The organism is Flavobacterium granuli (assembly GCF_031456055.1).
In the GTDB taxonomy this organism is placed as follows: domain Bacteria; phylum Bacteroidota; class Bacteroidia; order Flavobacteriales; family Flavobacteriaceae; genus Flavobacterium; species Flavobacterium granuli_A.
This window is the reverse complement of sequence record NZ_JAVDTX010000001.1, coordinates 196911-212458: the sequence shown is the minus strand read 5'-3', so window position 1 is coordinate 212458 and position 15548 is coordinate 196911. Positions and strand designations below refer to the sequence as shown.

General features: G+C 30.7%; 17 protein-coding genes. 8 read left to right on the top strand and 9 right to left on the bottom strand.

Annotated elements, in window-relative coordinates:
- Positions 1-38 precede the first annotated feature (38 nt).
- A complete protein-coding gene (locus J2W95_RS00930) occupies positions 39-2009 on the bottom strand; it encodes a KUP/HAK/KT family potassium transporter (protein ID WP_310002989.1) in 1971 nt (656 codons plus the stop codon).
- 126 nt (positions 2010-2135) lie between these two features.
- A complete protein-coding gene (locus J2W95_RS00925; RefSeq protein ID WP_310002987.1) occupies positions 2136-3329 on the bottom strand; it encodes a hypothetical protein in 1194 nt (397 codons plus the stop codon).
- Positions 3330-3446: 117 nt separating this feature from the next.
- Between J2W95_RS00925 and J2W95_RS00920 the strand changes: the two genes are divergently transcribed.
- Positions 3447-4502 carry a WD40/YVTN/BNR-like repeat-containing protein gene (locus J2W95_RS00920; RefSeq protein ID WP_310002985.1) on the top strand — a complete coding sequence of 352 codons (1056 nt, stop codon included), beginning with the start codon at positions 3447-3449 and terminating at the stop codon, positions 4500-4502.
- A 60-nt stretch (positions 4503-4562) separates the two neighbouring features.
- Here J2W95_RS00920 and J2W95_RS00915 read toward each other — a convergent pair whose 3' ends face one another.
- From J2W95_RS00915 to J2W95_RS00900, 4 genes are all read right to left on the bottom strand, one after another.
- Complete coding sequence (locus J2W95_RS00915; RefSeq protein ID WP_310002983.1) at positions 4563-5048, bottom strand: sensor of ECF-type sigma factor; 486 nt, start codon at positions 5046-5048, stop codon at positions 4563-4565.
- A gap of 18 nt (positions 5049-5066) precedes the next feature.
- The gene (locus J2W95_RS00910; protein ID WP_310002981.1) at positions 5067-5495 is read right to left on the bottom strand and encodes a hypothetical protein; all 429 of its coding nucleotides are present in this window, start codon (positions 5493-5495) and stop codon (positions 5067-5069) included.
- A 111-nt stretch (positions 5496-5606) separates the two neighbouring features.
- Positions 5607-6149, bottom strand: a complete 543-nt coding sequence (locus tag J2W95_RS00905; protein ID WP_310002978.1) for an RNA polymerase sigma factor — start codon at positions 6147-6149, stop codon at positions 5607-5609.
- A 58-nt stretch (positions 6150-6207) separates the two neighbouring features.
- Positions 6208-7320 carry an SRPBCC family protein gene (locus J2W95_RS00900; RefSeq protein WP_310002975.1) on the bottom strand — a complete coding sequence of 371 codons (1113 nt, stop codon included), beginning with the start codon at positions 7318-7320 and terminating at the stop codon, positions 6208-6210.
- Positions 7321-7627: 307 nt separating this feature from the next.
- On the opposite strand from J2W95_RS00900, the gene J2W95_RS00895 reads away from it, so the two are divergent.
- Complete coding sequence (locus J2W95_RS00895; RefSeq protein ID WP_310002973.1) at positions 7628-9664, top strand: dipeptidyl-peptidase 3 family protein; 2037 nt, start codon at positions 7628-7630, stop codon at positions 9662-9664.
- A 53-nt stretch (positions 9665-9717) separates the two neighbouring features.
- On the opposite strand, the gene J2W95_RS00890 is transcribed toward J2W95_RS00895, so the two are convergent.
- The gene (locus J2W95_RS00890) at positions 9718-9906 is read right to left on the bottom strand and encodes a hypothetical protein (protein ID WP_310002970.1); all 189 of its coding nucleotides are present in this window, start codon (positions 9904-9906) and stop codon (positions 9718-9720) included.
- Positions 9907-9987: 81 nt separating this feature from the next.
- Here J2W95_RS00890 and J2W95_RS00885 point away from each other — a divergent pair, with 81 nt between their 5' ends.
- Positions 9988-10368, top strand: a complete 381-nt coding sequence (locus J2W95_RS00885) for a pyrophosphohydrolase domain-containing protein (RefSeq protein ID WP_116795604.1) — start codon at positions 9988-9990, stop codon at positions 10366-10368.
- A gap of 107 nt (positions 10369-10475) precedes the next feature.
- On the opposite strand, the gene J2W95_RS00880 is transcribed toward J2W95_RS00885, so the two are convergent.
- Positions 10476-11543, bottom strand: coding sequence for a branched-chain amino acid aminotransferase (locus J2W95_RS00880; RefSeq protein ID WP_310002968.1), 1068 nt, complete (start codon positions 11541-11543; stop codon positions 10476-10478).
- A gap of 312 nt (positions 11544-11855) precedes the next feature.
- On the opposite strand from J2W95_RS00880, the gene mnmC2 reads away from it, so the two are divergent.
- The 3 genes from mnmC2 to J2W95_RS00865 all read left to right on the top strand — a co-directional run bounded on the left by mnmC2 (position 11856) and on the right by J2W95_RS00865 (position 13286).
- On the top strand, positions 11856-12515 hold the full coding sequence (gene mnmC2, locus J2W95_RS00875; RefSeq protein ID WP_310002966.1) for a tRNA (5-methylaminomethyl-2-thiouridine)(34)-methyltransferase MnmC2: 660 nt from the start codon (positions 11856-11858) through the stop codon (positions 12513-12515).
- 151 nt (positions 12516-12666) lie between these two features.
- Positions 12667-12864: a hypothetical protein gene (locus tag J2W95_RS00870; RefSeq protein WP_310002964.1), complete on the top strand. Its 198-nt coding sequence runs from the start codon at positions 12667-12669 to the stop codon at positions 12862-12864.
- Positions 12865-13085: 221 nt separating this feature from the next.
- Positions 13086-13286 (top strand): hypothetical protein, encoded by a 201-nt coding sequence (locus J2W95_RS00865; RefSeq protein WP_310002963.1) that lies wholly within the window; start codon positions 13086-13088, stop codon positions 13284-13286.
- A 41-nt stretch (positions 13287-13327) separates the two neighbouring features.
- On the opposite strand, the gene J2W95_RS00860 is transcribed toward J2W95_RS00865, so the two are convergent.
- A complete protein-coding gene (locus J2W95_RS00860) occupies positions 13328-14269 on the bottom strand; it encodes a hydrogen peroxide-inducible genes activator (RefSeq protein WP_310002961.1) in 942 nt (313 codons plus the stop codon).
- A 187-nt stretch (positions 14270-14456) separates the two neighbouring features.
- Between J2W95_RS00860 and J2W95_RS00855 the strand changes: the two genes are divergently transcribed.
- A complete protein-coding gene (locus tag J2W95_RS00855) occupies positions 14457-14936 on the top strand; it encodes a Dps family protein (protein WP_310002959.1) in 480 nt (159 codons plus the stop codon).
- A 202-nt stretch (positions 14937-15138) separates the two neighbouring features.
- Complete coding sequence (locus J2W95_RS00850) at positions 15139-15366, top strand: hypothetical protein (RefSeq protein ID WP_310002957.1); 228 nt, start codon at positions 15139-15141, stop codon at positions 15364-15366.
- Positions 15367-15548 lie beyond the last annotated feature (182 nt).

Below are 15548 nucleotides of genomic sequence, written 5' to 3'. Positions count from 1 at the left end.
ACACTGTTGTTGAAACAGTGTTTTTTGAATGAATGTTTTTAGTTTTTGACAAAAACTCTAGTTAATCCGATGTTTTCTGGAGCGTGAAGAACCATTGGGAATTTTTCAATTTTCACAGAGCTACTGTCAAGTCCAAAAGCGCTTTCTTCGGATAAACTTAGTTTTTTAATGAAGAAATAGGAGTTCATGATTAGTTTCTCATGCCATAATAAATCACTGTCATTGGATAGGAATTTCTCAGACAAAACGAATTTGAAATCTCCTATAATATTGTTTTTATTTAATGATTCATATCTACTGGTAATATCTACCTCGCCATTTTTAACCATGTCTTTGATAACTTCTCTAAACATTAGGTTTATCTTGGTAGGCTCTCTAAATCCTAGATTAAAGTCTACTCTGTATAAATCATCTTTAAGGATTTCTCTTACTCTATATTCAGTTTTATAAGGTTCAGATAAAATGTTAACGTGGACAAACCAATAAATATCAGCTCTTTTTGGTCTTTTTTGTAAGATGGAAAACATTACTTTTTCTTCTATTTCGTCAGTACGATTTGCATTGGTCATATAAACCAAATGGGTTGCATATTTTGGAATAGATAAATCGGCACTTAATTCACTTAATACCTTCTTGTAGTCGTCAATTTTTACAACTTTAGTATAGCTTTTATTAATTTGTTTTGCTCTGTACCAAATTGTCATTACACCGATAAGGACTAGTGCTATGAAAAGTGTTACATAACCACCTTCTGCAAATTTTGTAATATTAGCAGCTAGAAAACTTAACTCTATACATAGATAAATGGTGATTAAAGGCACAAAAAAGAACCATTTTACACGTTTCATTATTAAGTAAAAGTTCAGTAATACGGTTGTCATTATCATACATAGAATAATTGCTAGACCATAAGCATGTTCCATGTTGCTTGATTCTTCAAAGTGCAATACAATACCAATACAGCCAAGAAGTAATAGCCAGTTTATTGAAGGGATGTATAATTGACCTTTAAGTTCCGTTGGGTATTTGATTTTAACTTTTGGCCAAAAACTTAATCGCATTGCCTCATTTATTAATGTAAATGAACCAGAAATAAGGGCTTGAGACGCAATTACAGCAGCTACAGTCGCAATTACAATTCCAAAAGGTTTAAACCATAATGGCATTATCAAATAGAATGGATTGGCAAAATCACCTCCTAGTGCTTGTAATGTAGTTCCTTCATGATGTATTAAATAAGCAGCTTGTCCAAAGTAGTTTAAAACCAAAGCTAATTTTACAAAAATCCAGCTTATTCTAATGTTTTTTCTTCCACAATGCCCCATGTCCGAGTATAGTGCCTCAGCTCCAGTAGTACATAGGAATACAAATCCTAAGACAAAAAAACCTTCAGGATGTATGCTTAATAAATGATAAGCATAATACGGGTTAATAGCTTTGATGACTTCAGGATGTAGAGCAATCTGGTTTATTCCCAGAACAGCTAACATGATAAACCATATCAACATCATCGGTGCGAAAAATTTTCCAACTAGTTTAGTTCCAAATTGTTGAATAGTAAATAGCATTACCAAAATACCAATTACGATTGGGACGGTATTAATTTGGGGAAAATAACTTCTCATTCCTTCAACAGCAGATGATACTGAGATGGGAGGGGTAATGATTCCGTCCGCCAATAAGGCACTTCCGCCAATAATTGCGGGGACAATCAACCATTTAATTTTTGTTTTTTTTACCAAGGCATATAAAGCAAAAATCCCGCCTTCTCCGTGGTTATCTGCACTTAATGTAATAAGGACATATTTGATAGTAGTTTGCAGTGTAAGTGTCCAAAACACACAGGATACGCCTCCTAAAACTACATCTGCATTTATAATATATTCGCCAAGGATGGCTTTCATTACATATAATGGAGAAGTTCCAATGTCTCCATAAATAATTCCTAAAGAAATTAATAACCCACCCAGAGTTAATTTACTATGCAGGTCTTTGTGCGTTGCGCTCATGTATAAATTTTATAAAAACTCGTCAAATTTACTGTTTTTAACATAATAATAAGACTTATTTTTTAAAATAATGAAAGAGGCTTAAGATGTTACTTTTAAGCCTCTTTCTTCCTGTTTTAAATTTATTTAGATTCTTCTGTTATTGCCTCTTGAAACATAGTCATTACCTCTTTGATGTTCAGTTCTTTGGGTGTTGTTTTCTTTTGGAGAGCTGCTTCTGTTTTGTGAATAATCTCTTTGAGGCTGTGTTCTTTGAGTTTTAATTTCTCTTGCAGTGTTTGTTCTGTTTTGTGAATAATCTCTTTGAGTTTCTACTCTTTGAGTCTTATTTTCTCTAGGAGCACTAGTTCTATTCTGTGTATATTCTCTTTGTGGTTCTGTTCTTTGAGTGCTATTCCTGTTTTGTGTGTAATCTCTTTGAGATTCTGTTTTTGGAACGAAAACTTCTCTTGCAGTGTTTGTTCTGTTTTGAGTATATTCTCTTTGAGTATTACTGTTGTTATTAGTGTTTTTTCTTGAATAACTTGAATTGTTTTTGGAGTTAGTTACTTCATTTCTATACCCGTTATTGTTGCTATATCTTCTTTTGTCCAACTCATATCGATTTGAAACTGTGCTGTTTCTTCTAGAAAATGCATATTGAGGATATTGTTTTTCATAACTATTACAGCTGTAAGTGTTATAGATTACAGGAGCTCTGTAGCATTTTCTGTAGCTTACGTAATTATAAGTGTTACTGTAATTTACACAACCATAAACATTTTGTCTATATCTATAAATTGGATAAGGATTCCATGCGTAATAATATGTTGGGTAATAATTCCAAGTCCAAGTTGAATAATAAGGTCGGTAATAACTAGCCCAAAACGATGCGTAAATTTGTGGCGTATAGTAATATTGAGGTTCGTAAATATAATTTTGTCCATAAATAAAAGCGTTTCCAACTATTTGGATCGAAATTTTATTGCTTCTATCTTTTTCAATTTCAATAGTAGCGACGTCTTGGTATAAATCACGTCCAATAACTGACTGAATAATTACTACGTGTGTTCTGTTTTCGACAGATTCAATTACTCTTAAATAGTCAACGCGATTATCATTGTTTAAATCTAAATTTGAGATTTGAAGTTTTGGATCGTTTAATCTTCTTTCAAAATCGTTTAAGCTTTCTGATTCCCCAAAGATTGAAGACACAGCGGTTAAATCTAAATTATCACTTATTTCAGAAGTTGTGGCACTTATAGTAGTTCTGTTTTGTGCATCCATTTGAAAAGCAAAAAAGGAGGCAATAATGGCGGCAAATTGTAATTTCGTTTTCATGGCTTAATAGGTTAATTGTTTGTGTTGAGATATCTACAACAATTGTGCCAGAAATAAATATTATTAGCTGTATATTTTAGATAAAATTATATATTTGAAAAAAATAAAAGACATCTGATGAGAATAATTATTGTAACTGTACTGTTTTTGAGTAGTTTGTGTTTTGTGGGTGCTCAGGAAAAAAACGAAAAAAAAACAACTAATTTTAGTTCGATAGAAATTGATACACTTTTCCAAGATAAAATTAGTATCAGAGCAATTGTTTTGGATTACAATAATGTTTGGTATGCGGGAAATAAAAATCGATTTGGTTATTATGATTTAAAGTCCAATAAAAAAGTTGAAAACACGATAGTAGAAGATACTTTAAAAATAGAATTTAGGAGCATTGCCAAAACTGCTGATTATATATATGTGTTGAGCGTAGCTAATCCTGGATTGTTGTATCAAATTACTAAAGATGGAAAAAAGACTAAATTAGTCTATCAAGAAAAGAATGATAAGGTTTTTTACGATAGTATGCAGTTTTGGAATGATAAAGAAGGAATTGCGATCGGGGACCCTATAACCAATTGTCTTTCTATAATAAGAACATATGATGGTGGAAATACTTGGACTAAATTGCCTGACAACAAGCTTCCAAAAGTTTTTGAAGGTGAAGCTCATTTCGCGGCAAGCAACACTAATATAATTGTAAAAGAAAAAGACACATGGATTGTTTCTGGTGGAAAGAAATCAAGAGTTTTTTATTCTCCGGATAAAGGAAGTTCTTGGAGTGTTTATGAAACGCCGATCATTCAAGGAAAGCAAATGACTGGGATTTTTACTGCCGATTTTTATGATACCAAAAAAGGTTTTATATCAGGAGGAAATTACGAGTTGCTGAATCAAAATTCTGAGAATAAAGCGATAACTGATGACGGCGGAAAAACCTGGAAACTTATTGCAAATAATGAAGCTTTTGGATATGCATCCTGTGTTCAATATGTACCCAACAGTAAGGGGAAAGGAATTGTTTCAGTTGGAGCTTCTGGATTGTATTATTCGTCAGATGGAGGTGTGAATTGGGTGCAATTTAGTAAAGATTCAACTTTGTATACCATTCGATTTATTGATGAAACCACTGCGATTGCTGCTGGTCATAATAAAATGATTCGAATTCGTTTTAAATAGAAAATTCCCGTTTTATAATTGATTTTATAAAACGGGAATTGTTTTTAAATTAATAGCTAACTATTTTTTTAAACCTTTGTCTTTATATTGTTGAAGTAATTTTCTGTTGAAATCTTCTTCAGCTTTTTTCAACTTTATTATTTTTGTCGAAGGAAGAATTTCTTTTAAGCTTGTGACGAATTTCTTTCTTAGATTGAATAAATCTTCTTCGCTGTCTTCAATTTGATTTAAAAGTAAGGAAGCATCTTTTTCGGATAATTTATCAAGTTCATCATTTTGCATTCTTTTGTAATAGCCTTTCATTTTTTGATGTCTCAATTCAAATTGTTTGTCATCAAAGGTGTTGTAAATAGGCCAAAACTTTTCAGCTTCACTTGGAGTAAGGTCTAATTCTGTAGTCAAGAAAGCTACTTTCATTGCTTTGATTTGCTCTCTCTTTTCTTTAAATTTCTCACTTTGACCGTAAAAATTAAAGGATAAGAATAAAAAAAGTATTGGATACATTTTTTTAAAGTTCATGGTGCTTATTTTTTTTGATATATTCATTTTTGCAGAATTTTGAGTTTAATTTTCAATAAGTAAGTTTTCAATATTGGGATTGGTAACTAAAATTTCTTCAAGTGTTTCAGGTTCTAATTCTTTTGTGTTTGAAATAACGATACTGTTATCAGGTTCAATTTCGTTAATTAATTCATCTTGATTCAGATTGGTTTCTTCTGCCAAATAATTTTCTAGAGTTACAGTATCTACTTCTTTGCTTTTTGTATTTGTTTGATAAGTTATAGGTATCATTAGGGCGAGAAGTAAAACCGCAGCAATGGCCATAAGAATGTTTTTCCTTTTTCTAAAAATAGATATCACTTTAGTTTCCTCTACAACCGATTCTTCTGATAATTTTTGAAGCAAGTTTGCCGAAAAATTTTCAAAATAGTTATCAGGAGTTTTAAATCCTGAATCTATTTTTGGCTCGTTATCTAATTTAAATATTTTCATATGGAGTTAATATTTTCTTTAATCGGAATATGGTATCGCCATTCTTTATTTTTGTTTCTGAATCATGGCAATTTCATAATTGTTTGTTTGACTAATTTGTTACTTAAAGGTTTAATTGGAAGTAACAAATGCTTCTATTTTTTTTACAGCATGATGATAAGAAGCTTTTAATGCTCCTACCGATGTTCCTAGTATTTCTGATATTTCTTCGTATTTTAAATCTTCAAAATATTTCATCTTAAAAACCAATTGTTGCTTTTCGGGTAATTCTGCAATTGCTTTTTGTAATTTGATTTGAATTTCATCGCCTTCAAAATAAACATCGGCTTTTAAATTATCAATTGCCTTATTTTGTAATTCAACCGATGAAATGCCACTTTTTCTTGCTTTTTGATTTAAAAAAGTAAGTGCTTCATTGGTTGCAATTCGATACATCCAAGAAAAAAGTTTGCTTTCACCTTTAAAGTTTTTCAAATTTTGAAACACTTTTACGAATGTATTTTGTAAAACATCATCTGCATCATCATGGCTCAAAACAATGTTTCTAATATGATTATAGAGTGGTTTTTGATATTCGCGTAGGAGTTCTTGAAACGCTTGATTTTGCGTTTGAGGGTTTAGTAAACTAGCAATGAATTCCTTTTCTTCCTGCAATTTGTTTTGTTTTAAACTTAGAGGCGAATGAATGAAAAAGGTTGAATCCGGTTTTAAATTAAAATTCAGATTCTTCTTGGCTTTTGTGAGTGGCTGGCGCTGGTGCGGTTACAGTACTATCTCTTACAACTTTTCTATACGGTTTTGGGATAACTTTGGGTTTTATAGGGAAATAGATGTCCGTCAACCATTTGGATGGACTTAAACTTTCATTTTTTCCAATAGTGAATATTTCCAAATGCGAAAAAGTAGTTCCTGTCAGGATATGTTTGTTTGTTGTGTATTCTGTTGTTTTTGCTAATGCTTTGTTTTTGTAAGTGTAATTACCAGTTAAACTGGTTTTTAATGCTTCAAAAGCAACAAGTTTGCCTGCTAAAATTTCGCTTCCTTCACTAGTGAAAATTTGTTCTTTTATAGGAATGCAAAAGGAAACTTTGGTTAAATCATTAATAGTATCGTAAGTGTGATATATAATGAAAGGCCTCCCGTTCATGGGGATATTATTTTGTTTGCAAAAAGTAATAATTTTTGGAAATACAACATTTGCATTTCGGGTGATGTTGGATATTTTACTGGTGAAGGATTCTTTTAAATAAAAAGTTTCCAGTTTTTGTACTATCCCATTTATTTTTACATTAAAAGTAGTATTTTCAAAATCAAGTGTTTTGTCAAGATTTGCTAAACATTTATCATAGACTTTGGATAATTTATTTTGAGTTCCTCCGCTGAAAAAGGAATTAACTTTTAGCATGAAATCCATTTTCCCAACAGATTTCCACGTTACTTTAGTTCCTCCTACAGTGTCTTTGAAACTCAAAAAAACATCAGATGAAGTGCCATTGTATTCCATTTTCTGAACAATACTGTCATTTCCTTTCGTATAGATAGTTTCAATGTTACCAATGTCACTATTGCCCTCCCAAGCTAATGTGCTCCCGTTACCTGTAGTTGTTGGTGAATAGGATAATTTTATATCCTTATCTGAAATAATCCATGAACTGAATTTTTGCCAGTTTTTATAATCATTAACATAGCCAAAAACGGTTGCTTTTGGAGAATTAATTACTTTACTGCTTTTTACTGTAAAATTTCCTTTTTGTGTTGCAATATATATAGTAAGTGCTACAAGGCTTAATAGAAATAAAAGAAAAAGGTATTTAATAATTCTCATAATGGGGCTGATTGTTTTTCTGTTGTAAAGTTAGAAATTTAATTAATTATACTATAATAACAAGAGGTAAAATGTTAAAGTGTTTTTTAGACGAATTGTATTTTTTATGATTGCACAGTGACAAAAATGAAACGAAATTCCATGATGTAAATTGTATTGGTAAGTTTTATGTTTTTAAGAATTTTTTAATTTGTAGTTGATAAATATGTAAATCAGGAATAATTCAAGGCTCTGTTTTTATTATTTATTTAAAGAATCTGTATATTTGTTGGGTATTTATTTGTTTAACATCTAAAAAGAAATATAAATGAAATTAGTTAAAATAGCAGGTGTTTTTATGGTTTTTGCGATTTCGATTGTCAGTAATGCGCAAAGTGATAAAAATGGAACAGCAAAATCCAATCAACAAGAATCTTCCGATTTCTTCGTAGAACAGTTTTCGGATATAAAAGTTTTACGTTATCAAATTCCAGGATGGCAAAACCTAACTCTTAAAGAGCAGCAATTGGTTTACTATCTTACACAAGCAGGAAATTCTGGTCGTGACATAATGTGGGATCAACATTATAAATACAATTTGACAATCCGAAAAGCATTGGAGAATATTTATCAAAATTATAAAGGTGATAAAAATGATGGTGATTGGAAAAATTTTGAAATTTATTTGAAAAGAGTTTGGTTTTCTAATGGTATTCACCACCATTATTCAACTGAAAAAATCAAACCAGATTTTTCAATTGCTTATTTTAATACTTTGTTGAAAGCTACTAAAACTAATTTGTCTCCTAAAATAGTTGAAATTTTGTTCAATGATGTTGATTCGAAAAGAGTAAATCTTGATGCTTCAAAAGGATTGTTGGAAGGTTCAGCAATAAATTTTTATGAAAAAGGAATTACTCAAAAAGAAGTAGAGGCTTTTTATGCAACGAAAAAAAGTCCAGATCCAAAGAAACCATATTCTTTTGGTTTGAATTCTAAATTGGTTCGAAATGCGAATGGTCAATTAGAAGAAAAAGTTTGGAAAAGTGGTGGTATGTATGGGCCAGCGATTGATAAAATTATTTATTGGTTGGAAAAAGCGCAAAAAGTTGCCGAGAATAAAAACCAAGGAGATGCTATTGGACTTTTAATAAAATATTATAAAACTGGAGATCTTAAAACTTGGGATGACTATAACATTGCTTGGTTGCAAGCGACAGAAGGGAATATTGATTATATCAACAGCTTTATAGAAGTATATAATGATCCTTTAGGATATAGAGGTTCTTATGAAGGAATAGTGCAAATTAAGGATTTTGATATGTCCAAAAAAATGGAAGTAGTATCAAAAAATGCTCAATGGTTTGAAGATAATTCACCATTAGCTCCAGAACACAAAAAGAAAAATGTAGTTGGTGTTTCATATAAAACGGTTGTTGTTGCTGGAGAATCAGGGGATTCATCACCAAGTACACCAATCGGAGTGAATTTGCCAAATGCAGATTGGATTCGTGCAGAACATGGTTCTAAATCGGTTTCACTTGGAAATATTATTGATGCTTACTCCAAAGTAGGTGGAAAGGGGAGACTTCAAGAATTTGCCAATGATGCGGAGGAAATAAGATTGGCTGAAAAATATGCTGAATTGGGAAGTAAACTGCACACTTCTTTGCATGAAGTAGTAGGACATGCATCAGGTCAAATCAATCCAGGTGTTGGAACTCCAAAAGAAACTTTGAAAAATTACTCTTCAACATTAGAAGAAGGAAGAGCTGATTTGGTAGGGTTGTACTATTTATACAATCCTAAAATTCAGGAAATTGGTTTAGTTGATAATTGGAAAGAATTAGGAACGCAGTGTTATGATAGCTACATCAGAAACGGTTTAATGACTCAATTGGTTCGTTTAGAATTAGGTGCAAATATTGAGGAAGCTCATATGAGAAACCGTCAATGGGTAAGTGCTTGGGTATTTGAAAAAGGTAAAAAAGACAATGTTATTGAAAAGATTACCCGTGATGGAAAAACCTATTTTAATATTACCGATTATGATAAATTACATGATTTATTTGGTCAATTGTTGAAAGAAGTACAACGAATTAAATCTGAGGGTGATTTTGAAGCTGGAAAAGCTTTAGTAGAAAATTATGGTGTTAAAGTTGATCAAAAAATACATGCTGAAATATTAGAACGTAATAAACAATTTCCAGATGCCCCTTATAGTGGTTTTGTGAATCCAGTTTTGGTTCCTAAGTTAAATGCTAAAGGAGAGATAATATCGATAGCGATACAACAACCTAAAACATTTGCAGAACAAATGTTGAACTATTCTAAAATTTATGGTTTTCTTCCATTAGAAAATTAATAAAATAGTATAATATCAAAAAAACGCCCACAGTGATGTTGGGCGTTTTTATTTTAGTGTTTAAAGTAAATCTTAATTATAAATAGGAGTCCTATAAAAACCAAAAAGCCGATTAAGATTTTATAATTTCCTTTGTAGAAGACTTTGTGTAGGCTAGCATCCTTTCGGTATGCAAATACCATTGCTATGACAAATGCGATAAAAAAACAGAGAGCAAATATTAATTGACCTTGGCTGAACATGTTTGAATAATTTTTGGCAAATTTAGCTAATAGTTTAGAAATAGTTGTTAATTTTCCATTTCAAATAAATAATAATAAAGGATGGAAAAACAAATCAACGCTGTTAAGGAATTTCATACGGCATTTAGGATAGGACATAGTGAAACGCCGATTGCTAGTTTAGGCGAAGCCAAAAATATACTTCGTTACAACTTGATGAAAGAAGAGAATGAAGAGTATCTTGAAGCAGTTCAGAATAACGACTTAGTAGAAATTGCAGATGCACTTGGGGATATGATGTATATTCTTTGCGGTACTATTATTGAGCATGGTTTACAACATAAAATTGAAGCTGTTTTTGATGAAATCCAACGCTCTAATATGAGTAAATTAGGTGAAGATGGAAATCCTATTTACCGTGAAGATGGGAAAGTAATGAAAGGCCCTAACTATTTCAAACCTGATTTTTCGAAACTGATTTAAATAGCGTATTATACTTGGTAAAACAAAAAAGCGATTTTCAAACTGAAAATCGCTTTTTTTATAACTTGCAATCTGCAATCTGCAATCTTGATTCTGCAGTCTAAAATCTATACTTTAACTGTCCAACCAAACGTATCTTCTGTAAGTTTGTTTTGAAGGCTTGTTAGTTTTTCTTTTAATAAAGAAGCAAATGAATTTTCAATTTTTGGTAATTCATAATAAACATCTTTGTATGAGTAACCTGCAATCGGGTTAACAACAGCAGCGGTACCAGCACCAAAAATCTCTTTTAAGGTTCCGTTTTTAGAAGCTTCAACAAGTTCAGAAACTAATACAGGACGTACTTCTACCGAGATTCCTTCTTTTTTGGCCATGTCGATAAGACTTTTTCTAGTAATGCCATCAAGAATACGTTCACTTACAGGTGCTGTCAACAAGGTATCATTTATTCTAAAAAACACGTTCATTGTACCAGCTTCTTCAAGTTTGGTATGTGTAGCGTCATCAGTCCAGATTACTTGTTGGAATCCTTCTTTGTTAGCCAAAGTAGTTGGGTAGAATTGAGCAGCGTAGTTACCCGCAGCTTTTGCAGCACCAATACCACCATTTGCAGCTCTACTAAAATGTTCAGCAATTAATACTTTTACTTCTCCAGAATAATAGGCTTTTGCAGGAGATAATAATATCATGAATTTATAATCTTCTGATGGATTGGCAACTACACCAGTTCCTGTAGCAATCATAAATGGTCTGATGTACATAGTACTTCCGTTTCCTTTTTTTACCCAAGCTTGGTCTAATTTTAATAATTGTTTCAATCCTTCCATAAAAACAAATTCTGGAACTTCTGGCATAGCCATTCTTAAAGCTGATGTATTGAAACGTTTGTAGTTTTCATCCGGTCTAAAAAGCCATACATCATCATTATCATCTTTGTAAGCTTTCATGCCTTCAAAAATGGCTTGTCCGTAATGAAATACTTTGGCAGATGGATCAAGTAAGAAAGGCGCGTACGGTTTAATAACTGGTTGTTGCCATTCTCCATTGATGTAATCACATTCAAATAAATGATCTGTGAATACTGCTCCAAAGCTTAAATTATCAAAATCAACTTCATTTATTTTTGAAGTAGCTGCTTTTATTATTTCTATTTTGTTGGCTTGAGTGGTACTCATAATTGTTGCTTAATATGTTTTAAAAAAATAGTTATTTAGTTAATAAAATGGCTATACTGAAATTTTTTTCTATAACCAGAGTAATTATTGATTGCAAAATTAAATAAAAATCGGATAAATACTTGTCAAAATATCATTAATTATGGTGTTTAACTGTGATTTAATTATTGTATAATTTTATTTGAGAATTGAAGTGAAATTATATGGATTATATAAAAAATATGGTTTTTAGATAGTGATAAGAAATTCTTTTATTTAATTTTGAACGCATTATAGCGTTTGAAAACGCTTTATCACTTCAATAAACACATTTTGGAAAGAGAAATTATACGAACTCAGGATGGTTCTACAACAATTCATATTAAAGAATGGAACGAATGTTATCATTCTAAACATGGTGCAATACAGGAAGCTAAGCATGTTTTTATAAAAAATGGATTGGCATTGTTTCCAAATCAAAGTATCTCAATCCTTGAAATTGGTTTTGGTACAGGCTTAAATACTTTTATTACCTATTTGGAAGCTCAAAAATTAGGTCAAACTATAGATTATGTTGGGGTAGAAGCCTATCCGATTTCTGAAGATGAAATTCAATCTATGAATTATTTGGAGGAATTGGATGCTTTAGATTCAAAAGTTATTTTTGATAAAATACATTCAACAAATTGGGAAGAAAAGAACAATTTGTCAGAAAGCTTTTCTTTGACAAAAAGAAAGCAGTTTTTTGAGGATATTGAGGATATAGAAAAATTTGATTTAATTTATTTTGATGCTTTTGGTTATCGTGTTCAACCAGAATTATGGAGTACCACAATATTTGAAAAAATGTATAAATCGCTCAAACAAAACTCAGTGTTAGTGACTTACGCAGCTAGAGGTGTTGTAAAGAGAAGTATGATTGAAGTAGGTTTCACCGTTGAAAAATTAGCAGGTCCTCCTGGTAAAAGAGAAATGTTTAGAGCCAGAAAGTAATTTTTTTGCTTGCCATCGATTTGTAAAGAAATGTTACGAAAACGATATAATTTTTATATTTCTTTGTTAAAAAAAATAATTGTATATAAAAAAAATGTACATTTACACCACGTTAAAATCAAGATCTAACCCCAAAAAATCTTAATTTATTATGTCTAAAGTAATGTTTGATTATACAAAATCGGTGCTAGAAAGAGTGAGTTTTGACCCAGCACTTTTTTGTAAAGAATTAGAAAAAGCAATAAGAACACTTTTGCCTTTTGAATTGGATCAATTAAGAGAGTGGTTGTTTAGCTTCACAATTGAAAAACCAGAATTGAAACAGTGTTTAATAATTGTAAATCCATAAATAGAAAAGGAATCAAGTAATTGGTTCCTTTTTTTTGTGTTATACAGTTATTTAATAATTGTAAAGGAAAAGTATTTTGTTTTCTTTGGATTACAAAATGATTTGTAACGGCGTATTTAGTCGGTTGTATTTGTATTTAATAGATGTTTTTATTTGCAAGATTCAATTATTTCAATACTTTTGTTACTGTTTACTAACAAAATATTTAAACCTTTTTTGGTATGTCTAGAATGATTTATGATTATACAAAAATGGTACTCGAAAGAGTGAGTTTTGATCCAAAGCTTTTTGAAAAAGAGTTGAAAAAAGCTTTAAGGAGTTTATTACCTTATGAGATTGATCATTTAAGAAACTGGTTGTTTTTCTTTACGGATGAAAAACCAGAATTGAAGAGATGTTTGATTTATCTGCAAAGTAATTAGAAATAAAAAAGGAACCGATTTGGTTCCTTTTTTTATATGAATTACTTTTTTAGAAGTGGACTAATGATTTGAACGTTCTGAAAAACAATTGCGCCTTTTACAACTCCCGAAATGCTACTTCTTAAAGCATCAATAATTTGAATCTTCAATTCGCTTTTAGGGTAAATTAAGCTTACTTCGCGGGCTGGTTTTGGTTCTTTAAAATGTCTAAGTTTTAATTTGTCTGATTCTTTTAAATCTAAGGTATGTAAGTAGGGAAGTAAAGTTGTTCCCAATCCTTCATCAGCCAGTTTTATTAATGTTTCAAAGCTACCGCTTTCAATTTGAAAAGTTTTTAATCCAGTTTCATTTCTGTTTTTACACAAATTCAAAATACCATCTCTAAAACAATGTCCGTCTTGAAGTAACAGAATGTCGTTGATATTAAGATCGTCTATTTCAATTTCTTCTTTTTGGAAAATGGCGTTGTTTTCTGGAATATAAGCGACAAAAGGTTCAAAGTATAAAACAATTTCTTTAATCTTTTCATCCTCCAGAGGTGTTGCTGCAATTGCCGCATCAAGATTGCCATTTTTTAGTTTAGTAATTATTTCCTCGGTGTTCAATTCCTCAATAATCAACTTTACTTTTGGGTATTTCTTAATGAAATTATTCAAAAACATAGGGAGTAGAGTAGGCATAATTGTCGGGATAATACCGAGTCTAAATTCACCGCCGATAAAACCTTTCTGTTGTTCTACTATATCTTGTATACGATCGGCTTCATTAACTATGTTTTTGGCTTGGTTAACAATTTTTTGACCAATATCTGTTAATTGAATCGGTTTTTTGGTACGATCAAAAATCTGAATATTGAGTTCTTCTTCAATTTTTTGAATTTGCATACTCAATGTTGGTTGAGTTACGAAACATTTTTCGGCAGCTAGTGTGAAATTTTTGTGTTCGGCTACTGCAAGTACATATTTGAGTTGTGTGATTGTCATTGAATAGTATATTTTTATGCAAATATAAAAACAATCAATTTAATTTATAGTTATTTTTTGAGTTTAATAGATAATTTTGATCAAAAATATAAAAGATGCGGTGTATTGTTGTAATTTTAAGCCTACATCAAATTAAATAAATTGTTTCAAATAAAAGTTTGGAATACTAATAAATAAAATAGAAAGTATGAAACTAAATACAATTGGATTACCAGTAGAAGAATCAGAAGTTATAATAGTTGAACTGAATGTACTTTTGTCGAATTATCAAATCTATTATCAAAGTTTAAGAGGTTTGCATTGGAATATTAGAGGAAGACGATTTTTTGATTTGCATCTTAAATTTGAAGAATTGTATAATGACTCGCAACTGAAAATTGATTTAATAGCGGAAAGAGTTTTAACATTGGGCGGAAGACCATTGCACACTTTTGAAGATTATATCAAATTCAATCAATTACCAATTGGAAAGAATATTTCGAATGACGTAGCCGGTATTGAATTAATCGTGAGTTCACTTTCGAAATTACTAAAAATAGAAAGAGAAATTCTAAGTAAAGCCTCAGAAATAAATGATGAAGGAACTAGTTCTTTGGTGAGTGATTTTATAGTAGAACAAGAAAAAACCATTTGGATGATGAATGCCTGGTTGGAAGAAAGCTTGTAAATATTTAAATAAATTTTACTTATGGCCCAATAATTTTTTTGAATTTATTGGGCTATTTGTTTTGTTAAGAAAAAATTAATTTTGCAAAACTAATTTTTTAATTCAATATCTATCTGTTACATTTGCCGACATGAGAATCTTTGCAAGCATAGTATTAATATTTTTTGTCTTATTCCTCGCGGCTCCAACAATTGTGGCGTGCATGGAAAAGGATAAGAATTCTGCAGGTTTATGCGAAGATTGTAACACTTCACCTTCTTCCACTTTTGAAGAAATAAAGCATGAAATAAAATATTATACATTCAATGATTTTTTAGAAATGTCCTTTTTTGATTCTGAAAAAAAATCTGAACGTATTATTTTTGAAAATTTATCCAAGCATGATTTAATTTGTGCTTCCATATTTATCCCTCCTCCTAACAAGGCATAGTTTTTTACCGATTTTTCATTATTTATTTCTATTGACACCTATTTAGCAATTAATAGAGCAAATTTTATTTTGTTTATTTATTGTTAATGTAATTATGGTATTCTCTGATTTAATTTAAATTTAGGATCAGTATTTTTATTTGTTTGAGTCTTTTTTTAGGATGTTTTTGTCCTTAATTAATT